Annotated in this window: 16 protein-coding genes and 2 pseudogenes; 10 read left to right on the forward strand and 8 right to left on the reverse strand. The window is 71.6% G+C overall.

The window, feature by feature from the left end; all coding sequences use genetic code 11:
* The first annotated feature begins 542 nt into the window (after positions 1-542).
* Positions 543-2408 (forward strand): glycoside hydrolase family 3 protein, encoded by a 1866-nt coding sequence (locus tag ACIA73_RS15895; protein ID WP_399439083.1) that lies wholly within the window; start codon positions 543-545, stop codon positions 2406-2408.
* Here the strand turns inward: ACIA73_RS15895 and ACIA73_RS15900 are convergent.
* On the reverse strand, positions 2405-3319 hold the full coding sequence (locus ACIA73_RS15900; RefSeq protein WP_399439084.1) for a LysR substrate-binding domain-containing protein: 915 nt from the start codon (positions 3317-3319) through the stop codon (positions 2405-2407). The genes ACIA73_RS15895 and ACIA73_RS15900 overlap by 4 nt on opposite strands.
* A gap of 245 nt (positions 3320-3564) precedes the next feature.
* Between ACIA73_RS15900 and ACIA73_RS15905 the strand changes: the two are divergent.
* Positions 3565-4419 (forward strand): annotated as a pseudogene (locus ACIA73_RS15905) (EamA family transporter); the annotation flags it as partial.
* Between the two features lie 16 nt (positions 4420-4435).
* Here ACIA73_RS15905 and ACIA73_RS15910 read toward each other — a convergent pair.
* Positions 4436-5263 carry a sugar phosphate isomerase/epimerase family protein gene (locus ACIA73_RS15910; RefSeq protein WP_399439085.1) on the reverse strand — a complete coding sequence of 276 codons (828 nt, stop codon included), beginning with the start codon at positions 5261-5263 and terminating at the stop codon, positions 4436-4438.
* Positions 5260-6243, reverse strand: a complete 984-nt coding sequence (locus ACIA73_RS15915; protein ID WP_399439086.1) for a GNAT family N-acetyltransferase — start codon at positions 6241-6243, stop codon at positions 5260-5262. Before ACIA73_RS15915 ends, ACIA73_RS15910 begins: the two co-directional genes overlap by 4 nt.
* A gap of 140 nt (positions 6244-6383) precedes the next feature.
* On the opposite strand from ACIA73_RS15915, the gene ACIA73_RS15920 reads away from it, so the two are divergent.
* Complete coding sequence (locus ACIA73_RS15920; RefSeq protein WP_399439087.1) at positions 6384-7253, forward strand: ABC transporter substrate-binding protein; 870 nt, start codon at positions 6384-6386, stop codon at positions 7251-7253.
* Positions 7254-7379: 126 nt separating this feature from the next.
* On the opposite strand, the gene ACIA73_RS15925 is transcribed toward ACIA73_RS15920, so the two are convergent.
* On the reverse strand, positions 7380-8102 hold the full coding sequence (locus ACIA73_RS15925) for a TetR/AcrR family transcriptional regulator (RefSeq protein ID WP_399439088.1): 723 nt from the start codon (positions 8100-8102) through the stop codon (positions 7380-7382).
* A gap of 127 nt (positions 8103-8229) precedes the next feature.
* Between ACIA73_RS15925 and ACIA73_RS15930 the strand changes: the two genes are divergently transcribed.
* Both ACIA73_RS15930 and ACIA73_RS15935 read left to right on the forward strand, forming a co-directional pair.
* Positions 8230-9339 (forward strand): alpha/beta fold hydrolase, encoded by a 1110-nt coding sequence (locus ACIA73_RS15930; RefSeq protein ID WP_399439089.1) that lies wholly within the window; start codon positions 8230-8232, stop codon positions 9337-9339.
* 62 nt (positions 9340-9401) lie between these two features.
* Positions 9402-10163 carry a glucose 1-dehydrogenase gene (locus tag ACIA73_RS15935; RefSeq protein ID WP_399439090.1) on the forward strand — a complete coding sequence of 254 codons (762 nt, stop codon included), beginning with the start codon at positions 9402-9404 and terminating at the stop codon, positions 10161-10163.
* 71 nt (positions 10164-10234) lie between these two features.
* On the opposite strand, the gene ACIA73_RS15940 is transcribed toward ACIA73_RS15935, so the two are convergent.
* Entirely contained in the window at positions 10235-11431 is a 1197-nt protein-coding gene (locus tag ACIA73_RS15940; protein WP_399439091.1) for a LacI family DNA-binding transcriptional regulator, read from the reverse strand.
* 184 nt (positions 11432-11615) lie between these two features.
* On the opposite strand from ACIA73_RS15940, the gene ACIA73_RS15945 reads away from it, so the two are divergent.
* Genes ACIA73_RS15945 through ACIA73_RS15955 form a run of 3 tightly spaced genes read left to right on the forward strand, consistent with a single transcriptional unit; the run spans position 11616 to position 14775 of the window.
* Positions 11616-12767 carry a Gfo/Idh/MocA family protein gene (locus ACIA73_RS15945; protein WP_399439092.1) on the forward strand — a complete coding sequence of 384 codons (1152 nt, stop codon included), beginning with the start codon at positions 11616-11618 and terminating at the stop codon, positions 12765-12767.
* A gap of 8 nt (positions 12768-12775) precedes the next feature.
* Positions 12776-13933 carry a dihydrodipicolinate synthase family protein gene (locus ACIA73_RS15950; protein WP_399439428.1) on the forward strand — a complete coding sequence of 386 codons (1158 nt, stop codon included), beginning with the start codon at positions 12776-12778 and terminating at the stop codon, positions 13931-13933.
* Positions 13930-14775 (forward strand): sugar phosphate isomerase/epimerase family protein, encoded by an 846-nt coding sequence (locus tag ACIA73_RS15955; RefSeq protein WP_399439093.1) that lies wholly within the window; start codon positions 13930-13932, stop codon positions 14773-14775. The genes ACIA73_RS15950 and ACIA73_RS15955 overlap by 4 nt, the downstream gene beginning before the upstream one ends.
* A 154-nt stretch (positions 14776-14929) precedes the next feature.
* Here ACIA73_RS15955 and ACIA73_RS15960 read toward each other — a convergent pair whose 3' ends face one another.
* Together ACIA73_RS15960 and ACIA73_RS15965 are read right to left on the reverse strand one after the other, a co-directional pair.
* Entirely contained in the window at positions 14930-16036 is a 1107-nt protein-coding gene (locus ACIA73_RS15960) for a hypothetical protein (protein WP_399439094.1), read from the reverse strand.
* Positions 16037-16303: 267 nt separating this feature from the next.
* Positions 16304-16840 carry a DUF937 domain-containing protein gene (locus tag ACIA73_RS15965; RefSeq protein ID WP_399439095.1) on the reverse strand — a complete coding sequence of 179 codons (537 nt, stop codon included), beginning with the start codon at positions 16838-16840 and terminating at the stop codon, positions 16304-16306.
* Positions 16841-17153: 313 nt separating this feature from the next.
* Here ACIA73_RS15965 and ACIA73_RS15970 point away from each other — a divergent pair.
* Positions 17154-19391, forward strand: a pseudogene (locus tag ACIA73_RS15970) (ATP-dependent RecD-like DNA helicase); the annotation flags it as partial.
* Positions 19392-19626: 235 nt separating this feature from the next.
* Entirely contained in the window at positions 19627-20922 is a 1296-nt protein-coding gene (locus tag ACIA73_RS15975) for a citrate synthase (RefSeq protein WP_399439096.1), read from the forward strand.
* 476 nt (positions 20923-21398) lie between these two features.
* On the opposite strand, the gene ACIA73_RS15980 is transcribed toward ACIA73_RS15975, so the two are convergent.
* Positions 21399-23663, reverse strand: coding sequence for a heavy metal translocating P-type ATPase (locus ACIA73_RS15980; protein WP_399439097.1), 2265 nt, complete (start codon positions 23661-23663; stop codon positions 21399-21401).
* Between the last annotated feature and the right edge of the window lie 4 nt (positions 23664-23667).

Below are 23667 nucleotides of genomic sequence, written 5' to 3' on the forward strand. Positions count from 1 at the left end.
CAGCACCCCCCGATACTTCGGTCCAGCGTCGCGTGTACCGGCCCCCCACGCCAGAGCGCCTCGCGCGATTCCGCCGCACGGGGGACACGGCGCGGACACCAGGGGACATCAGAGGGACGGCCGGGACCGCCGGGTCACATGTGCACAGGTCATACGGGTGCGAGGTCGCCCCGTGCACCACCCCCGCCCCACCCGTACCAATTCCCGGAAACTTCCCCGGAACCGTGAAATCCCGGGAACCCACTCGCCCGGTGCCCCGTCCAATCCGCGTACTGCTGGTGAGTCTCCGCAGAGCGGTGTCAGCCCTCGCTGCTGGCTGCGTTCGCTGACTCCCCTCTCCAACCGCCTGCGGCCAGCAGCACGCCGCCACCGGTGCGCCCCCTCCACATGCGCCGGTGGCGGCCCTCTCTCCCGCTCACTCTCCTTCGTACCGCAACTCCCTTACGTTGCACAGGTATTGACGGGTACTTACTTTCGGGAAAGCGTGTCCCCGCTGGAAGTTTCCTTCAAGAATCTTCGAGGGCCTTCAGAAGGGGATCCCCGTGCCGGACCGCACCTCCACCCGCTTCGCCCACTCCACCCCCACCCGCCGCACCGTGCTCACCGCGAGCGCCGCCTCCCTGGTGGGCGCCGCCACGGGAATCGTCGCCGTCGCACCCGCCGCAGCGGCCGACCGCCCCTCCACCGACCGCCTCAGACGACTGATCGCGGGCATGAGCCTTCAGGAGAAGGTCGGGCAGCTCTTCGTGATGCGGGTGTACGGGCACTCCGCGACCGCCCCCGACCAGGCGGACATCGACGCCAACCTCAAGGAGATCGGCGTCCGCACCGCCGCCGAACTGATCGCCAAGTACCACGTGGGCGGCATCATCTACTTCGCCTGGGCGCACAACACCCGCGACCCGCACCAGATCGCCGACCTCTCCAACGGCATCCAGCAGGTGGGCCTCGCCCAGCGCACCCGCATACCCCTGCTCATCTCCACCGACCAGGAACACGGCATCGTCGCCCGCGTCGGCAAACCCGCCACCCTGATGCCCGGCGCCATGGCGCTGGGCGCGGGCGCCTTCCGCCGGGGCACCCGGGACGCCCGCGAGGCCGCCCGCATCGCCGGAGCCGAACTCGCCGCCCTCGGCATCCGCCAGAACTACGCCCCCGACGCCGACGTCAACATCGACCCCGCGAACCCGGTGATCGGCGTCCGCTCCTTCGGCTCCGTACCCCAGTCCGTGTCCGCCCTGGTCGCCGCCCAGGTCAAGGGCTACCAGGACGGCGGTGGCATCGCGACCGCCGCCAAGCACTTCCCCGGCCACGGCGACACCAAGGACGACAGCCACGACAAACTCCCGGTCATCGACCACACCCGGGAGGAGTGGCAGGCCATCGACGCCCCGCCGTTCCGGGCCGCGATCGCCGCCGGCATCGACTCGATCATGACCGCACACATCGTGGTTCCGGCCCTCGACCCGTCCGGGGATCCCGCCACGCTCTCCCGCCCCATTCTCACCGGCGTCCTGCGCGAGGAACTCGGCTACCGGGGTGTGGTGGTGACCGACTCGCTCGGCATGCAGGGCGTGCGCACCAAGTACGGCGACGACCGGGTGCCGGTGCTCGCCCTGAAGGCCGGCTGCGACCAGCTGCTGAACCCGCCGCTGCTCGACGTCGCCTGGAACGCGGTGCTGGCCGCCGTCAAGAACGGTGAACTCACCGAGGCCCGCCTCGACGAGTCCCTCCTGCGCATCCTTCAGCTCAAGGCCAGGCGCGGCCTGTTCGACCGCCCGTACGTCACCCACCGGGGTGTCGACCGCACCGTCGGCATCCGCCCCCACCTCGCCGCCGCCGACCGCATCGCGGACTCCACCACCACCCTCCTGGTGAACGAAGACCGCACGCTGCCCCTGAACCGGCGGAAGCGGCGCAACGTCCTGGTGCTCGGCGTCGACCCCGCCTCGCCCTCCGGCACGACCGGCCCGCCCACCACCGTCCTCGCCGCCGCCCTGACCCAACTCGGTTTCACGGCGACGGCGTTGTCCACCGGATCCGCCCCCACCCGCGCCAAGATCGACGAGGCGGTGGCCGCCGCCGGGGCGGGCAAGGACGTGGTGGTCGTCGCCACCCGCAACGTCACCCCCACCAGTGCCCAGCGCACCCTGGTGAGCGAACTGGCCGCGACCGGCGTACCCGTGGTGACGGTGGCGATCCAGAACCCTTACGACGTGGCCCAGTTGGCCGGCCTCGGCGCCCGCGCCCACCTCGCCTCGTACTCCTGGACCGATGTGGAGATGCAGGCCGCCGCGAGGGTCCTGGCGGGACGGGTGCGACCGGTGGGCAGGCTGCCCGTCCCGGTACAGAAGGCGGCGACGCCCACGGAGGTGCTGTATCCGGTGGGGTACGGGCTGAGCTACTAGCGGGTCGGGGCTCCGGGGGCGGCCCACCGCTCCTGGAGCACCCGCACCGCCTCCCGGATCGCCGGCCGCCGGGCCGCTCCCGTGCGCCACAGGGCGTACAGCCGTCGGGTCGGCACCGGGTCCAGACGTACCGATGCCACTCCCTCGGGCAGCTCCCCGCGCCCCAGTCGGGGCATCATCGCCACGCCCAAACCTGCTGAGATCAGGGCCAGTTGGGTGTGGTTCTCCTCCGCCTGATGGGCGATGTCCGGCTCGTAACCGGCGCCCCGCAGGGTGCGCATCAGCCAGTCGTGGCAGACCGTGCCGGGCGGCTGGCAGATCCACCGCTCGGCGGCCAGCTCCTCGCGCCGGACGTCGGCGCGTCCCGCGAGGGGGTGCCCGGCCGGTACCAGCAGGTCGCACGGGTCGTCGCCGATCACCGCCTGCTCGACGCCCTCCGGCGCGGGCAGCGGGGCGATGTCCCAGTCGTGGGCGACCGCCACGTCGAGGACCCCCTTGGCGACCAGGTCGACCGAGAGGTGCGGGTCGACCTCGGTCAGCCGGGCGTCCAGGGCCGGGTGCTCGCGGGCGAGCTGGGCCAGCACCCCGGGGAGCAGCCCGCGCGCCGCCGACGCGAAGGCGCCCACGGTCAGCCGTCCGCCGGGCAGTCCGCGCCGCTCCTCCAGGGTGGTTTCGGCACGTTCGACGATGGCCAGCAACTCCTGTGCGGTGGAGGCCAGTTGGAGGGCGTCCTCGGTAAGGGCGATGCCCCTGCCCCGGCGTTCCAGGAGAGTGGTGCGAGTCTCCCGCTCCAGCTTGGCGATCTGCTGGGAGATCGCCGAGGGGGTGTAACCGAGCGCGGTGGCCGCGCCCGCCACCGAACCGTGCACGGACACCGCGTGCAGGGCGCGCAGCCGGGAGAGATCGAGCACGGGACCACCAGTCGCTTGACGATAAGGATGCGGTGATTCATTAGCGTTGCTGAATCCCATCATGAAGTGATCCGCGCTGGTGCTAAAGGGTCGGTGTTGGTGATCCTCGACGCATGCCCGCATCCGCATCCGCATCCGCATCCGCTTCGCCGTCGCTGCCCGCGTCCCCGTCCCTGCCCGCGTCCCCGTCCTCGTCGCCGGCCGTCTCCGCCCCCATGGGGCCCGACCCCACGGGTCCCGCCCCCATGCGTCCCGCCCACATCGTTCTGGCCGTGGTCGTCGCCGCCGTCTGGGGAGTCAACTTCGTCGTCATCGAGATCGGCCTCTCGCACTTTCCGCCGCTGCTCTTCTCCGCCCTGCGCTTCCTGGCCGCCGCCCTGCCCGCGCTCTTCTTCGTGGGGCGGCCGAAGGTGCACTGGAAGTGGATCGTGGGGGTGGGGCTGGCGCTCGGGGTCGGCAAGTTCGGGCTGCTGTTCGTAGGGATGGACCAGGGGATGCCCGCCGGTCTGTCCTCCCTGGTCCTCCAGGTGCAGGCGGTCTTCACCGCCCTGTTCGCCGTGCTGTTCATCGGCGAACGACTGGGCGGCGCACGCCTGTGGGGGATGGGTGTGGCCCTCGCCGGGGTCGGCGTCGCCGCCTACGACGAGGGTGCGAGCGGCCCGGTACTCGCCTTCGTGCTCATCGTCGCGGCCGCCGCCTGCTGGGGTGTCTCCAACGTCCTGACCCGCAGGGCCGCAGCCCCGGACCCGCTCAACTTCATGGTCTGGGTCTCCACCGTCCCGGTCCTTCCGCTGCTCGGCCTCTCCCTGCTCTTCGAGGGCTGGGACCGGGACCTGGCCGCGCTGGCCGCCCTCGACTGGACCGGCGCCGGCATCATCCTCTACGTCGCCTGGGTGGTGACGGTCTTCGGCTTCGGCGCCTGGGGCTTCCTGCTGAGCCGCCACCCCGCCTCCTCGGTCGCCCCCTTCACCCTGCTCGTGCCGGTCTTCGGCATGACCTCCGCGGCCCTCTTCCTCGGCGAGCAGGTCAGCGGAGTGCGGTGGTGCGCGGCGGCGCTCCTGGTGGGAGGGGTGGCACTGGCCCAGTTCCGGATGCCCCGGTTCGTGACGTCCCGGCTCAGGGCCGGGAACGCTCCCCGGACGCCAGCAGCGCCAGCTGTTCCCGTCCCGCAGCCAGCAGCCCCGGCAGCTCCTCGGCCTGCGGATACCACCGCTTCTCGTACTCCCAGCACACCCACTGGTTCGGGCTGAGGAGCGACAGGCACTCCGCGAGCGGCAACACCCCGGCGCCCAGTGCGAGCGGGGTGGTGTCCTGCGCCGACACGATGTCCTTCACCTGTACGTAGCCGAGATAGGGCGCCAGCACCCCGTGCGAGGTGGCCGGGCTCTCGCCCCCCAGCCAGGTGTGCATCACATCCCACAGCACACCCACACTCCCGTGCCCGACGGCTGCGACCACCCGGGCCGCGTCCACCCCCGCCCGGTGCGAGTCATGCGTCTCCAGCAGGATGCGTACGCCGTGGTCGTCCGCCATCTCGGCAGCGGCGCCCAGCCGCCGGGCGGCCCGTGCGTCCCCGCCGGTGAGGGTGGCCCCGGCCTCCAGGGCGTCCCCCTCCGTCGCTTCCCCCGCCCCGGGGAAGACCCGGATGTACGACGCCCCCAGATCGCGCGCCAGCTCCAGCAGGGCGCGGATCTCCTCCAGTACGGGCGCGTCCTCGCCCGGCGCCGCCACCTTGGCGTACCCGGCGACGGTCAGGATCTCCACGCCCGCCTCAGCGAACGTCGCCACCACCTCGGCCCGCTCCTTCGCCCCGATCCCCGGGTGCACCGGCTCCTCGGGGTGGGCGCGCAACTCGACGCCCTGATACCCGGTGCCCACCGCCAGCGCGACGACGTCGGACATCGGCATCCCGGGCACACCGAGGGTGGAAAAGGCCAGTTTCACTGTGCGACAACTCCTTCTGTTTCTGCGGCGGTCCGGTTCGCGGGCGCGTCAGGACCCGTCAGGTCCAGGCGCCAGTCCTGCCCGAGCAGATCCGCACCGAACGACCGGTGCGGCTCCTCCCGGACCAGGACGAACCCCGCCCGCTGGTAGATCTTCCGTGCGGCGGCCAGCACATCATTGGTCCACAACACCACTTCCCGGTACCCCGCCGCACGGGCGAAATCCACCAGCGCCTCCACCAGCCGCTGCCCGACCCCGAGCCCGCGCGCCGACGGCTCGACCAGCAGCAGCCGCAGCCGGGCGGACGCGACCCCGGGCGAGGACTCCTCCCGTACACACATCACACACCCCACCGGGCGGCCGTCGATCTCCGCGATCCACACCCGTTCCAGCTCCGGGTCGTGATCCCGGGCGAAGTCGGCGACGATCTGCGCGACCAGGCCCTCGTACTCGACGTTGAACCCGAACTCGGCCGCGTACAGCGCCGCGTTGCGCGCCACCATCCAGCCGAGATCCCCAGGACCCGACTCCCGCAGCACCACCTGAGGGGGCCTGTCCCGCGCCCCCTCCAGAACCTCCCGTACGTCCCGCATCCCGCGCACCATCCGCTCCCGCTCCTCGGGGGGCACCCGGGAGAGCATCACGCCCACCGCCTCCCGGGCCCGTTCGTCGAGCAGCGAAGCCACCTCGCGGCCGCGTGGAGTCAGGGTGACGCGCTGGCGGCGCGGATCGCGGGGGGACGCCTTGCGGGCCACCAGGCCGTCCCGCTCGAACTTGGTCAGCAGGCGGCTCAAGTATCCCGCGTCCAGGCGCAGTCGGGCCCGCAGGTCGGCGGCGTCGGTGTGGGACGCGTGTGCCAGTTCGTACAGGACGCGCGACTCGGTCAGGGTGTAGGGGGCACTGAGGTGGCGGCTGTAGTCGAGTGCGCCGATCGTATGGGTATAGAAGCGGTTGAAAGCCCGCATTTCGTGGATGCTCACGGGGTGCTCCCGTCGTGGGGCTCTGCCGGATTTCCTTTGACTGAGTCAACGGTACGTCGTGGGGGCCGCGAGCGGAACACCTTCGGCAAGCGGGGGGCGCAACCGTGTTAGGGAACAGCAGTACGGGGCAGGACAGGCCCATGACTTCCGCACACACCGACTCGACCCCCGCCGCCCCCGGCTGGCAATTCACCGACTCCCGTGGCCAGTTGGCGACCGCACCGACCCGTCCCACCCGTATCGCCGCCTACATCCAGGCGGGTGCCACCCTCTGGGACCACGGTCTGCGCCCCACCGGGATCTTCGGCTCCTTCCACGACGGCCCCACCCCCGACCGTGCCAAGTCCGGCAGCCTTCCGCTCTCCGACCTCGCCTACTTAGGTGCGGGCGCCACCCTCGGTCCCGACTCCGTACTGGCCTCCGGCGCGGACCTGCTGGTCGCCGTCAGCTACGGCGGCGGCGCCGTCTACGGCATGGAACCGGACGCCGCCAAACACCTGGAGGAGCAGCTCCCGGTAGTGGTGATCGACGTCGGGCAGGGCCGCTCGCTGGAAGAGGTCCGGGCCGACTTCGCCGCCCTCGCGGACAGTCTCGGCTCCACCGAACCCCCCGAGGCGGGACGCCAACTGGCCGACGCCCAGGCCCGGTTGAAGTCACTGGCCAGCCCTGCGGCGCCCGCGATCCTGGCACTCTCCCCGGCGGGCGACACCCAGGTCCACCTGGCCCGCCCGCAGGCCTGGCCGGACCTCCGCGCGCTCACCGCCCTCGGCGTACCGCTGCTCTCGCCGCCCCCCGAGGGCGGCATGAACTGGGCCACCGTCGACTGGCCCACGGCCGCCGCCCTGACCCCGCGCATCGTCCTCGCCGACGTACGCGCGAACGCGGAACTCCTCGACCCGGCCCGCCTCGGCGAAGGCGTCCGCGCCCTCCCCTGGAACCCGGAACTCCCGGCTTCCAGCACCTCGCACGCCCTCTTCTACGACACGGTCGCGGACGCCCTGAGCAACTGACGCGACGCGCGGACGCCCTGAGCAACTGACGCGACGCCTTCGCGGACGCCGTCCGGCGCCGCTCCGAGCAACCGGCCGGGCAACCGGCAGGGCAACCGGCCGGCCTCCCCGGCCCAGGCCCAGGCTCTAATCCCGTCCCTGACGCGCGACCAGCGCCGCCACTCCGTCCAGGATCCGCTCCAGCCCGAAGCCGAGCGGGTCGCCCGTGCCGGGCGCGAACGCCCCGGCGGCGACGGCGGCGGTCAGGGCGGGATAGCGGTGGCCGTGCCGCTCCAGCAGGTTCGCGGTGAGCCGGGCCCACTCGGCGCCCGCCGCCGCGTCCTCGTCGGTGAGCTGCTGGGTCAGATTGCGTACGTGGCCCACCAGGAGCAGGAAGGTGTCGTGCTGCTCGGCCGGGGTGAGTCCGGTCCCGGCGAGCGGTCCCCACGCGGCCTCCATCCAGGAGAGTTGATTGGGCCCCATCAGCTGCCGGCGCATCGCGGTGGCGGTGAGGATCCACGGATGGCGGCGGTACATCGCCCAGCACTGCCGCGTCCAGTCCGCCAGCTGCGGCCGCCAGCCGCCCACGATGCCGTCCACCGGCTCCGGCGGCGCCATCGCCGCGTCCACCATCAGCTCCACCAGTTCGGAGCGGCCCGGCACATAGCGGTACAACGCCATCGTCGTCACGCCGAACTCCTTGCCGATGCGCTGCATCGACGCGGCCTCCAGCCCCTCCGTGTCGGCGATCTCCACCGCACGGGCGGCGATCCGGGCCGCGCTCAGCGACGGCTTCGGGCCCCGCCCGGGCTGCGCCTGCTCGCCCCACAGCAGGGCCAGCGCCGCTTCGGGGTCACGCTTCTTCGCCATCCGGCCGCTCCTCTTCTCCGTCTTCGCCGTCGCGGGCATTGACCGCCCCGAGAACTGTGTATAGCTTAAGCACATCGCAACTGCTTAGGCCTTAAGCAGTTTGAGTCGCCAACTCAGGGGAGCAGTCATGTCCGCCACCGTCATCGCCCTCACCTCCGCCGGCCTCGCCGCCGCCCCGCTCACCGCGCTCCTCGCCCACCGCGCTCTCCATCGGGCCCGCGCCACCCGCCGGCTGCGCCTCACCGGCCCCCACGGCATCGACGAGCAGGGCTTCGTCCACGTCAACGGCCTCGCCCACTGGGTCTCCGTACGCGGCGAGAACCTGGCCGACAACCCGGTGATCCTCGAAGTGCACGGCGGCCCCGGCGCCTCCAACTCCCCGTACGCACCGCTCACCCGCCCCTGGGAGAAGCACTTCACGATCGTCCGCTGGGACATGCGTGGCACCGGCCGCACCTTCGCGCACTCGGGCCCCGAGGGGCAGGGCACGGTCACCTTCACCCAGGTCCTCGCCGACGTCCTGGAGATGACCCAGCACATCCGCACCCGCCTCGGCGTGGACCGGGTGATTCTCCTCGCCAACTCCTACGGCACCGCCTTCGGCCTCCGCCTCGCCCGCTCCCACCCGCACCTCTACTCGGCGTACGTCGGCACCGACCAGAACATCCACGTCGGGTCCGACCCGCACGCCACCAACGCCGCCCACCAGGCACTTCTCGCCCGTCTGCGCGACGCGGGCAAGCGCAAGGACCTCGCCGCCGTCGAGGCGATGGGCCCGGACGCCCACCGCTGGACCCCCGCCCAGCGCACCGCCTTCGCCAAACTCACCGTCGCCAGCGATCCATTCACCCTGCGCGCCTTCAAGGCCGTGGTCCTCAAGTCGCTCTGGTTCTCACCCCTGCACTCCTTGAGCGACCTCCGCCACTTCCTCAAGGGCCAGACCTTCTCCGAGCGGATCACCGAGCACACCGAGAACCTCGACGACCGCGCCGAAGGCACCCACTTCGGCCTCCCCTTCTTCGTCTTCCAGGGCGACCACGACGTGATCACCCCGCCCGAGGCGGCCAAGGCCTACTTCGACGAGGTCACCGCACCCGTCAAGGAGTTCGCGTACATCGAGAACGCCAGCCACTTCGCGTCCTTCCACCGACCCGACGTCTTCCTGGACCTCCTCCTGACCAAGGTCCGCCCCGTCGTCACCGCCGGCCGCCCCCTCGCGGCGGCACCCCGCGCGTAACCCGCCCCACCACCTGGCGGATCATGCACCCAGCGCGACGCACCAGCCCCAGGAGGCACCGCATGTCCCACTCCGCACCTTCCGCCCGCCCGATCACGCTGGTCACCGGGGGCAGCCGAGGCATCGGCGCCGCCACCTGCCTGCGGCTGGCCCAGGACGGACACGACGTGGCCCTTGCCTACCTCCGGGACTCCACCGCCGCCGAGGAGACCGCGGCCGCCGTCCGCGCTGTGGGGGCCCGCTGCCTCACCGTCCGTGCCGACACCTCCGAAGAGGCGGACGTCGACCGCCTCTTCGACGCGGTGGCCGACGGGCTCGGCCCGCTCACCGGCCTGGTCAACAACGCCGGTGTCACCGGCAGGCTCTCGCCCCTCGCCGAGGCCGCCACCGAGGACCTCCGCCGTGTCCTCGACGTCAACGTCCTGGGCACCCTGCTCTGCTGCCGCCGGGCCGTCCGCGACATGACCGCCCACGGCCGGGGCGGCGCCATCGTCAACATCTCCTCCGGCGCCGCCACCCTCGGCAGCCCCGGCGAGTACGTCCACTACGCCGCCTCCAAGGCCGCCGTCGACACCCTCACCCTGGGCCTCTCCAAGGAACTCGGCCCCGACCGCATCCGTGTCAACGGCGTCGCCCCCGGCCTGGTCGACACCGACATGCACACCACCATGGGCGACCCCGACCGCCCCTCCCGGATGGCCCCCCAGATCCCCCTCCGCCGGGCCGGCGAACCCGCCGAGATCGCCGCCGCCGTCGCCTGGCTGCTCTCACCCGAGGCGTCGTACACGACGGGAACGGTGCTGCGGGTGGCGGGCGGCCGCTAGCCCGGGGGTGCCTCCGAATACGGACCCCGGCGCCCCGGACAGCGGACCCCGCCCCCTGCGCAAGAGCCGCCTCACCTGCCGCGAGGCGCCGCCGTCGACCCCCGTACCACCAGCTGCGCCGGAACCGTCTCCACCCCGTCCGGTCCCGCGGCCGCCTCACCGGTCGTGGCCAGCAGGCCCGCCCGCGCCCCCGCCTCGTACAGCGGCAACCGCACCGTGGTGAGGGCCGGCACCGTGTCCGTCGCCGACGGGAGGTCGTCGAAGCCCGCGACCGAGAGGTCCTCGGGGACGCGCAGGCCGCGTGCGCGGGCGGCCGTGCAGACGCCCAGCGCGATGGTGTCGTTCGCCGCGACGATCGCCGTCAGGTCCGGCGCGGCATCGAGGAGTCGACGGGCCGCGTCGACGCCCGACGTGCGGTCGTACGCCCCGTGCAGCAGCAGTGCCGGGTCGTCCGTCACCCTCGCCGCCCGCAACGCCTCCCGGTGCCCCTCCAGCCGGTGGCGGGTGGTGGTCCGCTCGGCGGGCCCGGCGACGTAACCGATCCGCCGGTGGCCGAGCGAGAGCAGATGCTCGGTGAGGGCCCGCGCCCCGCCCCGGTTGTCGAAGGAGAGCGTCGCCGTGACGGGGGAGGCGGCGGCCTCGGAACCCAGCTCGGAACCCAGCGCCACCCCCACGGCACCACCGGGCGCGGCCTCCGGGACGCCGGACACCCCACCCCGGCCCACCACCCCGCTGCCGCTGCTCCAGGAGCCACTGCCACCGCCGCCCCCGGCATCCAGTGGCGGCCTCCCGCACAGCACGATCCGCGTTCCCGCCGCCGCCAGCTTCGCCAGCTTGGCGGCCACCGCCGCCGAGTGCTCCGCATCCTCGATCGCGCCCCCCGTGAGGATCACGGCCGCCGCGCGCTGGCGCTGGAGGAGGGTGAGATAGGTGAGCTCGCGGGCGGGCGAGCCCCCCGTGTTGCACACCACGGCCAGCTTCTCGCCGCCCGGCCGGGCGGCCACCGCGCTGATCCGCGCCTGCGCCGCGCTCGCCATGATCCCGAAGAAGGGGTCGGCGATGTCATTGACCAGGATGCCGACCAGGTCGGAGGTGGACGCGGCGAGCGCGCTGGCCGGGCCGTTCACCACGTAGTCCAGCTCCGTCACCGCCCGCAGCACCCGCTCACGGGTGGCCTCCGCCACCGGGTAGTTCCCGTTCAGGACACGGGACACGGTGGCCGGGGACACCTGGGCCCGGTGTGCCACGTCCGACAACGTCACTGACATCCGACCGACCTCGCTCTGCGCTCCACGCGGCTCCCCGCGTTCATCCGAATTCGCCTGCGGGTCTTGTCCGCACTGCTGCGAGCAGGCTAGCTTCTTGCTTCATAGCGCATAGAAAGCGCTTTCTACGCGGCGTACGGGTCAAGACGTCGCACGACATGACCGTGGTTGTACGGAGGGGACTGACGTGACACGCAGGACAGTGCGGATCGCCATGAACGGCGTCACCGGACGGATGGGATACCGCCAGCACCTCGTACGCTCCCTCCTGGCGATCCGGGAGCAGGGCGGCCTCGACCTCGGCAACGGCGACGTCCTGTGGCCCGAGCCGGTGCTGGTGGGCCGCCGCGAGCACGCACTGCGCGCGATGGCCGAGCAGCACGGCCTCACCGAGTGGTCGACCGACCTGGACGCCGTACTCGCCGACGAGTCGATCGAGATCTACTTCGACGCCCAGGTCACCTCCGCCCGCGAGGAGGCACTGAAGAAGGCCGTCGCCGCCGGGAAGCACATCTACACCGAGAAGCCGACCGCCACCGGCGTCGACGGCGCCCTGGAGCTGGCCCGTCTCGCCCGTGCCGCCGGGATCAAGAACGGCGTCGTCCAGGACAAGATCTTCCTTCCGGGCCTGCTCAAGCTGAAGCGCCTCATCGACGGCGGCTTCTTCGGTGAAATCCTTTCCGTGCGCGGCGAGTTCGGCTACTGGGTCTTCGAGGGCGACTGGCAGGAGGCGCAGCGCCCGTCCTGGAACTACCGGGCCGAGGACGGCGGCGGCATCGTCGTCGACATGTTCCCGCACTGGGAGTACGTGCTGCACGAGCTGTTCGGCCGGGTCACCTCCGTCCAGGCGCTGGTCACCACCCACATCCCGCAGCGCTGGGACGAGCAGGGCAAGCCGTACGCCGCCACCGCCGACGACTCGGCGTACGGCGTCTTCCAGCTGGAGGGCGGCGCCGTCGCCCAGATCAACTCCTCCTGGGCCGTCCGCGTCAACCGCGACGAACTGGTCGAGTTCCAGGTCGACGGTACGCACGGCTCCGCCGTCGCCGGGCTCCGCAACTGCCGCGTCCAGCACCGCTCCTCCACCCCCAAGCCGGTCTGGAACCCCGACCTCCCGGTCACCGAGTCCTTCCGCGACCAGTGGCAGGAAGTCCCCGACAACGCCGTCTTCGACAACGGCTTCAAGGCCCAGTGGGAACTCTTCCTGCGCCATGTCGTCCTCGACGAGCCCTACAGCTGGGACCTCCTGGCCGGGGCGCGCGGCGTCCAGCTCGCCGAGCTGGGCCTCAAGTCCTCCGCCGAGGGCCGCCGTTACGACGTACCGGAGCTGTCCCTGTGAACGCCCCGCTGACACTTCCCGTCCCGGGGGGCGGCACCCACTCCTACACCCCGCGCGCCGAGCCGTCCCGGTACCTGACCGGCGGCGGGGCCCCGCTGGTCTCCCGTACGGTCTTCTCGGCCGCGCACGTCGTCGCGGATCCCTTCGCCGACACCTCGCCGGACTCCCCGGCGGCGGTGGACTGGGACGCCACCCTCGCCTTCCGCCGTCACCTGTGGTCGCACGGCCTCGGGGTCGCCGAGGCGATGGACACCGCACAGCGCGGGATGGGCCTGGACTGGGCGGGCGCGGCGGAGCTGATCCGCCGCTCGTCGGCCGAGGCGAAAGCGGTGGGCGGCGCGATCGCCTGCGGCGTCGGCAGCGACCAACTCCCGCCCGGCACACACGACCTGGCCACCGTCACCGCCGCGTACGAGGAGCAGCTGAGCCTCGTCGAGGCCTCCGGCGCCCAGGCGATCCTGATGGCCTCGCGCGCACTGGCCGCCGCCGCCACCGGCCCCGAGGACTACCTGGCGACGTACGGACATCTGCTCCGGCAGGCGAGCGAGCCGGTCGTGCTGCACTGGCTCGGCCCGATGTTCGACCCGGCGCTGGACGGCTACTGGGGGTCCAGTGACCTGGACGCCGCTACCGAGACCTTCCTGGAGGTCATCGCCGCGCACCCGGACAAGATCGACGGCATCAAGGTCTCGCTGCTGGACGCCCAGCGCGAGATCGACCTGCGGCGCAGGCTGCCGGAGGGCGTCCGCTGCTACACCGGCGACGACTTCAACTACCCCGAGCTGATCGCGGGCGACGCACGCGGCTTCTCACACGCCCTGCTGGGCATCTTCGACCCGCTGGGACCGCTGGCCGCCGAGGCGGTACGGGTGCTGGACACCGGTGACACGGACGGCTTCCGCAAGCTGCTCGACCCGACCGTCGAACTGTCGCGGCACCTCTTCCGGGCGCCGACCCGCTTCTACAAGACGGGCGTCGTGTTCCTGGCCTGGCTCGCGGGGCACCAGTCGCACTTCACCATGGTCGGCGGTCTCCAGTCGGCGCGCTCGCTGCCGCATCTGGCGAAGGCGTACCAACTGGCGGACGGGGTCGGGCTGTTCCCCGATCCGGCGCTGGCGGCGGACCGGATGCGGTCGCTGCTGAACGTGCAGGGGGTGGCCCAGTGAGTGCGGATCGCGCGGACCTCTCGCGGCTCAGCATCAACCAGGAGACCCTCAAGCAGTGGTCGCTGCCCGAACTGGCCGAGGGCTGCGCGGCCGCCGGGATCGGCGCGGTCGGCCTCTGGCGGGCGCCCGTCCAGGAGTACGGGGTGGAGCGCGCGGCCAAGCTGATGCGGGACGCCGGGCTGACGGTCACCAGCCTGTGCCGGGGCGGCTTCTTCACGGCCCCGGACGAGGCGGAGCGGGCCGCCGCCCTGGCGGACAACCGCACCGCGATCGACGAGGCGGCCACCCTCGGCACGGACACGCTGGTGCTGGTCTCCGGCGGACTGCCGCCCGGCAGCCGGGACCTCGCCGGGGCGCGGGAGCGTATCGCCGACGCACTGGCGGTGCTCGGGCCCTACGCCGAGGAGCGGGGGGTGCGGCTGGCGATCGAGCCGCTGCACCCGATGTTCGCCTCCGACCGGTGCGTGGTCTCGACGCTGGGCCAGGCCCTCGACCTGGCCGAACGCTTCCCCGCCACACAGGTGGGGGTGGTCGTCGACACGTACCACATCTGGTGGGACGACCAGGCGCCCGCACAGATCGTGCGCGCGGGCGCGGGTGGCCGGATCCACTCCTTCCAGGTGGCGGACTGGATCACTCCGCTGCCGGCCGGAGTGCTGCTTGGGCGCGGCCAGTTGGGAGACGGAAGCATCGACATGCGGGGCTTCCGTCAGCAGGTCGACGCGACCGGCTTCGCGGGGCCGATCGAGGTCGAGATCTTCAACGAGGCCCTGTGGGCCCGCGACGGCGGCGAGGCGCTGACGGAGGTCGCGGAGCGCTATGCGGCGCATGTGCTGGGGTAACGGGCCGCGGGGGTAGGGCGGTTACTTCGGTGCTCGGGGACCGCGCCCGTACCTGGTGCGCGCCCGTACCTGGTCCGCGCCCGTACCTGGTGCGGGCCCGCACCGACAAGTGGTGCGGGCCCGCAGCCGGTCAGGCGGTCAGGCGGTCAACCGGTCAGTGGTTGCGGCGCGGTGACGTGCGGCGGACCAGCCAGGTGAGCAGCGTGCCCATGGTGAGCAGTGCTGCGGCGACGGACAGCGCCGGTACGGCCGCGTCTGCGCCGGTGTGGGCGAGGTCGCCGCCGTCCCCTCCGCCGGTGCCGTTCCCGTCGGCTCCACCGCTGCCATGCGGTTTGTCGTCGTCGGTGGGCTTGCCCGGGTGTGTCGGGGTGGGCGTGGGCTCCGGGGTGGGGGTCGGGGGCGGCGTGGGGGTGGGCGTCGGGGTCGGTGTGGGAGTGGGAGTGGGAGTGGGCGTCGGCGTGGGAGTGGGCGTCGGAGTCGGTGTCGGCGTGGGTTGCGGCTCGCAGTGGGCGTAGGTGTCGCCCAGCCGGAGGTCCAGCATGTCCCCCTGGTAGACCGTCCGGCCCGCCTTGTCCTTCAGTTCGCCCTGCGCCGTGATGTCCACCCAGGCGCGCGCGCTGCCCACCCGGGACGCCACGTCGCCCGGTGGGTCCTGGTGCGGCTGGTAGGTGAGGGTCACCGTGCTCGGGCCCAGGGTGTCGGGCCGGCCGAGGTCCGCACCGGAGACGTTCAGGGTCGTCGTACCGACCTGGATCTGCTGGCCGAACGCCTCGATCACGGCCCCCGCCGTCCTGGCGTACGCGAGGGCGTACGGGCCCACCGGCGGCGGCACGCACTCCGCGTAGGAGTCGAGAGAAGCCACCGAGCCACCCGGTGCGGCGGCTACGGCGGGGTTGCGCCCGATGCTCAGAAACCGCTGCGCCGATCCCAGCTTCAGTGCGAACTGGGTCAACTGAGCCTGTGCGTAGGCCTTCGCGGACTGGCTGGACGTCCGGGAGACCTGGGTGCCCTCGATGGTGGAGTGCTGCAGCACGCCGTCCGGGTCGGAGAAGTCACCGGAGTCCTCGGCGGGCACCCCCTCGGACTGCGAGGTGCCGTAGAGGCCGGAGAAGGCGGTCACGCCGAGCGGGCCGATGGCCGGAAATCTCAGATTGACCAGGGTCGAATCGGCGCCCTGCGCCTGGTGGGGTGCCGCGAGCGCCCGGGACGCGACGGCGCCCACCGCCCCCGCGTCCCGGCCGCTGCCGCCAAGGGGGCTCACGGCCATCAGCGTGGCGGTGGCAGCCACCGTGGCGGCACCCACCGCCGTCCGCTGGGCCCGGTGTCGACTGACTGAAGTGGCTGGATGCATCACAAGGTGCATTTGCCCACATATCAGCCAATAGGAGAACGAGGCACACCGGACGCACCGCCGAACGGACAGCTGTACGAGACCGGCCCCGGCTTCGAGGTCTGCCCCGACGCCGGACCCGGCCCCGACGCCGAACCCTGCCCCGACGCCGAACCCGGCTCCGACGCTCCCGTGGCGCTACTTCTTGCCGCCCCCCAGCACCTGCCCCAGCAGATCCCCGAGTCCGCCGCCCGATGCCCCGGGGGCAGCCCCTGCCGCGCTTCCACCCGCGCTCCCGCCCGGGTTCCGCCGCTGCGTGGCCCGCTTGGTGACCACGGCCAGCACCACCGGCAGGGCGATCTCGATGGCCCGGGTGACGCTCGCCGCCGGAAGCCCGGTCTTCTTGGCGACCGCGTTGGCGACCGGCTTGGCCATCTTGGCGAGCACCCCGGCCATCATGCCGCCGCCGAGCAGCCCGCCCATGCCGCCGCCGAGCGTGGCCACCCCCTGGAGGGGAGGCTCGGAAGCCTCGGAGAGTGCCTGGCGCACCTCCTCGGCCTCCTGGGGGGTGGCGTTCTCCGCCTTCTCCGCGAGGCCGCCCGCGAAGGCGTCGGCGGTGGAGGCGACGACGTTCTGCGCCCCCGCCGCGTCCGTGCCGAGCAGACCGGCGATCTCGGTGAGCTTGTCGTCGCCCAGCTCGTTGAGCACTTCCTGCTGAAAGGAGTCGTTGTCCATAGCGAAAACGCTACGTCTGTGACTAAATGTCGGCACCTTCTGAGCATCCGCTCCGGACTCGAAGAAATTCTTCTTCCGGGTACAACCCTTCCGCACCGTGGCGGGTCATACGTGGCATCAGGGCTTCCGGGGGAGGGGATCTGGGGGGATTCGCGGAAGCCTGAACGGGGAGGGGACGCTGAGGGACCCGGTCGACGGACCGGGTCCCTCAGCATGTGCGCACCCTCCCAAGCTCCCCCCCCCAAGTCCCCTTCCCCCGGCCCCTTTTCCACACCCCGCCCGCACTGTCACACCCCGGCGGTACCGTCGGATCATGGCAAGTTCAGGTGGTGCGGCGGTGCCGGGTTTCGCCGTGGTCGAGGGGGTTCTTGAGCGGATCACCTACGCCAACGAGGACACCGGGTACACGGTCGGGCGGGTGGACACCGGGCGCGGGTCCGGGATGGGCGACCTGCTGACCGTGGTGGGCGCACTGCTCGGGGCGCAGCCGGGGGAGTCGCTGCGGATGGAGGGGCGCTGGGGGTCGCACCCCCAGTACGGGAAGCAGTTCACCGTCGAGAACTACTCCACCGTCCTGCCCGCCACCATCCAGGGCATCCGCCGCTATCTCGGATCCGGCCTGATCAAGGGCATCGGCCCGGTGATGGCCGACCGGATCACCACCCACTTCGGCGTCGACACCCTCGACATCATCGAGCAGGAGCCGAAGCGGCTGGTGGAGGTGCCGGGGCTCGGGCCCAAGCGGACGAAGATGATCGCCGCCGCCTGGGAGGAGCAGAAGGCGATCAAGGAGGTCATGATCTTCCTCCAGAGCGTCGGGGTCTCCACCTCGATCGCGGTGCGGATCTACAAGAAGTACGGCGACGCCTCCATCTCCGTGGTGAAGAACGAGCCCTACCGGCTGGCCGCCGACGTCTGGGGCATCGGCTTCCTCACCGCCGACCGCATCGCCCAGGCCGTCGGCATCCCGCACGACAGTCCGCAGCGGGTCAAGGCCGGCATGCAGTACGCCCTTTCGCAGTCCACCGACCAGGGCCACTGCTTCCTGCCCGAGGAACAGCTGATCAGCGACTCGGTGAAGCTGCTCCAGGTGGACACCGGACTGGTCATCGACTGTCTGGCCGAGCTGGCGGGGGAGGAGGAGGGAGTCGTACGGGAGAAGGTGCCCGGCCCCGACGGCGGGGAGGAGATCACGGCGGTCTATCTGGTGCCGTTCCACCGGGCGGAGCTGTCCTTGGCCGGGCAGGTCAACCGGCTGCTGCGTACCGGCGAGGACCGGATGCCCGGCTTCCGGGGGGTGGACTGGGGGAAGGCGCTGGGGTGGCTCGCCACCAGGACGGGGGCTTCGCTGGCGCCCGGGCAGGAAGCCGCGGTCAAGCTGGCGCTGACCGAGAAGGTGGCCGTGCTGACCGGTGGGCCCGGCTGTGGAAAGTCGTTCACCGTACGGTCGGTGGTCGAGCTGGCGCGGGCGCGCAAGGCCAAGGTGGTGCTGGCCGCACCCACCGGGCGCGCCGCGAAACGACTGTCCGAGCTGACCGGGGCGGACGCCTCCACGGTGCACCGGCTGCTGGAGCTGAAACCCGGTGGGGACGCGGCGTACGACCGCGAGCGCCCGCTGGACGCCGATCTCGTCGTGGTGGACGAGGCCTCGATGCTGGATCTGCTGCTCGCCAACAAGCTCGTCAAGGCGGTGGCTCCCGGCGCCCACCTCCTTCTGGTGGGAGATGTGGACCAGCTGCCCTCGGTGGGCGCGGGGGAGGTGCTGCGGGATCTGCTCGCCGAGGGCGGCCCGGTGCCGCACGTACGGCTCACCCAGATCTTCCGGCAGGCCCAGCAGTCGGGGGTGGTGACCAACGCGCACCGGATCAACTCCGGCAGCCACCCCCTCACCCAGGGGCTGAACGACTTCTTCCTCTTCGTCGAGGACGACACCGAGGAGGCGGGGCGGCTGACGGTCGACGTGGCGGCCCGCCGCATCCCGCGGAAGTTCGGGCTGGATCCCCGGCGGGACGTGCAGGTACTGGCCCCCATGCACCGCGGTCCGGCCGGCGCGGGCAACCTCAACGGGCTGCTCCAGCAAGCCATCACCCCCGCCCGCCCCGACCTGCCGGAGAAGCGGTTCGGCGGACGGACGTTCCGCGTCGGCGACAAGGTCACCCAGATCAGAAACAACTACGACAAGGGACTCAACGGCGTCTTCAACGGCACGGTCGGCGTGGTCACCGCCCTCGACCCGGACGAGCAGACCCTCACCGTCCGCACCGACGAGGACGAGGAGGTCCCCTACGACTTCGACGAGCTCGACGAACTCGCCCACGCCTACGCGGTCACCATCCACCGCTCCCAGGGCAGCGAGTACCCGGCGGTGGTGATCCCGGTCACCACCGGAGCCTGGATGATGCTCCAGCGGAACCTGCTCTACACCGCCGTCACCCGGGCGAAGAAACTCGTGGTGCTGGTCGGCTCGCGCAAGGCGATCGGGCAGGCGGTACGTACCGTTTCGGCCGGTCGGCGCTGCACGGCCCTCGCGCACCGGCTCGCGGGTGGTGCATACGTACAGATCCCGGCGCAGCCGACCGCGCAAGCCCCGGGGAGCCATCGGTGGGAAACATCACCTGGGGGTTCCGGAACCGGGGCGAAGGGGGCAGGATGACCAGGTTGGCGGCACTCAGTGCCGCGAACGGGCCTTTTGGCCGACCCCGAGTGCACTCTGCTGAGCTAAATGGGGGATGGTAGAGACAGTCAGGGCACCTCGAAGAAGAGGCACTACGTCGGTGAGGGATGACGTGAGCGAGAGCGACAACTCTGTAGTACTGCGGTACGGCGATGGCGAGTACACCTACCCGGTGATCGACAGCACCGTCGGCGACACGGGCTTCGACATCGGGAAGCTCCGGGCCCAGACCGGTCTGGTGACCCTCGATAGCGGCTACGGCAACACCGCCGCCTATAAATCCGCGATCACGTACCTGGACGGCGAGCAGGGCATCCTGCGCTACCGCGGGTACCCGATCGAGCAGCTCGCCGAGCAGAGCAGCTTCCTGGAGACGGCATACCTGCTGATCAACGGTGAGCTGCCGAAGGACGACGAGCTGTCGACCTTCAAGAACGAGATCACCCAGCACACGCTGCTGCACGAGGACGTCAAGCGGTTCTTCGACGGCTTCCCGCGCGACGCGCACCCGATGGCGATGCTGTCCTCGGTCGTCTCGGCGCTGTCCACCTTCTACCAGGACAGCCACAACCCGTTCGACGAGCAGCAGCGTCACCTCTCGACGATCCGGCTGCTGGCCAAGCTGCCGACGATCGCCGCGTACGCGTACAAGAAGTCGATCGGTCACCCCTTCGTCTACCCGCGCAACGACCTGGGTTACGTCGAGAACTTCCTGCGGATGACCTTCTCGGTCCCCGCCCAGGAGTACGTGCCGGACCCGGTCGTGGTCTCCGCGCTGGAGAAGCTGCTGATCCTGCACGCGGACCACGAGCAGAACTGCTCGACCTCCACCGTGCGTCTGGTCGGCTCCTCGCAGGCGAACATGTTCGCCTCGATCTCGGCCGGCATCAGCGCCCTGTGGGGCCCGCTGCACGGTGGCGCCAACGCGTCCGTCCTGGAAATGCTGGAATCCATCCAGGCCGACGGCGGCGACGTCGACGCCTTCATCCAGAAGGTGAAGAACAAGGAGGACGGCGTCCGCCTGATGGGCTTCGGCCACCGGGTGTACAAGTCCTTCGACCCGCGCGCCAAGATCATCAAGGCTGCGGCGCACGACGTCCTCTCGGCCCTCGGCAAGTCCGACGAGCTGCTGGACATCGCGCTCAAGCTGGAGGAGCACGCGCTCTCCGACGAGTACTTCGTCTCGCGCAACCTCTACCCGAACGTGGACTTCTACACGGGTCTGATCTACCGGGCCATGGGCTTCCCGACGGACATGTTCACCGTGCTCTTCGCGATCGGCCGCCTTCCGGGCTGGATCGCCCAGTGGCACGAGATGATCAAGGAGCCGGGTTCGCGCATCGGCCGTCCGCGCCAGATCTACACGGGCGAGGTCCTTCGCGACTTCGTGCCGGTCGAGGGCCGCTGACCACCGGTCCTCGCCGTGCGCCAGGCGTAGCGGCCGTACACCGGGCGTAGATGCCGTGCACCGGGCGTAGCGGCTGTGCGCCAGGCGCAGAGCAAGGAAAAGCGCCCCGCCGTCGATCCCCCCACGGGTCGACGATGCGGGGCGCTTTCCTGTTCCCCGGATCGGATTCCCCCCACGGGATCCCAACCGGGCGTCTGTCGGCTTGCGCCGCCAGAGGCTTGGCGTGCTGGTCGTACTGGTCCTACCGCGGTCCGCCGGGACGCGTAAATACGGGAGGGCCGCTCAAAGCTCCCCGGGCATACGTGTCCCGGCCAACGCTTGCCGGAGACGTCCCCCAAGACATCCCGCGATGAACGTCCCCCAAGACGTTCGTGGCATCGCCTCTTAGACTCACGACCCCGGCCAATGGTTACCCCTCAAACACAGTGATCTACGTCACTACCCGTATGTCATGTGTTCGTGTGTGCTCGTGTACGTCATGTGAAGGTACGTAGCCTAAGGCTGTTTGTCACTACGAAGACGGACGAAAATGCCATCGCGAATCCGGCGATCATCGGGTTGAGCAGCCCGGCAGCCGCCAGAGGCAGGGCTGCGACGTTGTATCCGAAGGCCCAGAAAAGGTTGCCCCTGATGGTGGCCAGGGTCCGCCGGGACAGCCGGATCGCGTCCGCCGCCACCCGCAGATCCCCGCGCACCAGGGTCAGATCGCCCGCCTCGATGGCCGCGTCCGTGCCGGTGCCCATGGCCAGCCCCAGGTCGGCGGTGGCCAGTGCCGCCGCGTCGTTCACCCCGTCCCCGACCATCGCGACCGTCCGGCCCCGCTCCTGAAGGCGCTTGATCACGGCCGCCTTGTCCTCGGGCAGCACCTCGGCGTGCACCTCCCCGATGCCCACCTGCGCCGCGACCGCCTCCGCGACCGCCCTGTTGTCCCCGGTCAGCAGCACCGGATCCAGGCCCAGCGCCCGCAGCCGCCGTACCGCCTCTGCGCTGGTGTCCTTCACGGTGTCCGCCACCGTGAGCACCCCGCGCGCCTCGCCGTCCCAGGCGACCACCACGGCGGTACGCCCCTGTGCCTCGGCCGCGGCCTTGGCGTCGGCCAGCACGGCCGGCAGCTCCACGGCCCGGTCGGTCAGCAGCTTCTCCTGCCCCACCCACACCGGCCGCCCCTCGACCACGCCGGTGACCCCGAGCCCGGGAACATTCACGAACTCCGTCACCGCGGGCAGACCGGCACCGGCCCCCGCCGCGATCGCCTGCGCGATCGGATGCTCCGAAGCGTGCTCCAGCGCCCCTGCCAGCCGCAGCAGCTCCGCCCGGTCCACCCCGGCGGCCGGGAGCACGTCCGCCAGCTCCATCCGCCCGGTGGTCACCGTCCCCGTCTTGTCGAGTACGACGGTGTCGACCCGGCGCGTCGACTCCAGTACCTCGGGCCCCTTGATCAGGATGCCGAGCTGGGCGCCCCGCCCGGCCCCGACCATCAGCGCGGTCGGGGTGGCCAGGCCCAGCGCACACGGGCAGGCGATGATCAGTACCGCGACGGCCGCCGTGAAGGAGGCGGTCGCATCCCCGGTCACCAGCAGCCAGGTCACCAGCGTGCCGAGTGCGATCAGCAGCACCACCGGCACGAACACCGCCGAGATGCGGTCGGCGAGCCGCTGTACCTGCGCCTTGCCGTTCTGGGCCTCCTCCACCAGGCGGGCCATCCGGGCCAGCTGGGTGTCCGCGCCGATCCGGGTGGCCTCGACGACGATCCGGCCGCCCGCGTTCACGGTCGCCCCGGTCACCGGGGCGCCGGGCGCGACGTCCACCGGCACCGCTTCGCCGGTCAGCATGGAGGCGTCCACGGCGGACGTCCCCTCCACGACGTGGCCGTCGGTGGCGACCTTCTCGCCGGGACGTACGACGAAGAGATCGCCCACCGCCAGCTCGCGTACCGCGATCCGCACCTCCCGGCCGCCCCGCAGCACCGCCACATCCCGGGCGCCCAGGTCCATCAGGGCCCGCAGCGCGGCCCCCGCCCGCCGCTTGGAGCGCGCCTCCAGCCAGCGGCCGAGCAGGATGAACACGGTGACCCCGGCGGCCACTTCGAGATAGACCGTGGACGGCGAGTCGGTGCGCGAGACGGCGAAGGAGAAGCCGTGCCGCATCCCCGGCATCCCCGCGTCGCCCAGGAACAGCGCCCACAGCGACCACCCGAAGGCGGCCAGGGTGCCGACCGAGACGAGGGTGTCCATGGTCGCCGCACCGTGCCGGAGATTGGTCCAGGCGGCCCGGTGGAAGGGCAGCGCGCCCCAGACGACGACCGGGGCGGCCAGCGTCAGCGACAGCCACTGCCAGTTGTCGAACTGGAGGGCCGGGATCATCGACATCAGGATCACCGGGGCGGCGAGCACGGCGCAGACGACCAGCCGCTGCCGCAGTGCGGCCAGTTCGGGATCTGCCGCCGGCCCGGGGCCCGCCTCGACGGCCGCGGGCGCCGGTTCCTGCGCCGAGTACCCGGTCTTCACCACGGTCGCGATCAGCTCCGCGACACCGACCGCGTCCGCGTCGTACGCCACCCTCGCCTTCTCGGTCGCGTAGTTGACGGTGGCGGCGACACCCTCCATCCGGTTGAGCTTCTTCTCGATGCGGGCCGCGCAGGAGGCGCAGGTCATCCCGCCGATGGAGAGCTCGACATGGCCGCCGAGGACCGGGGGAGCGGGGGACGGGTCGGAGGCTGGGTCGGAGGTGGCGCTGTTCATCGGG

Source organism: Streptomyces sp. NPDC051561 (assembly GCF_044454195.1).
Taxonomy (GTDB): domain Bacteria; phylum Actinomycetota; class Actinomycetes; order Streptomycetales; family Streptomycetaceae; genus Streptomyces.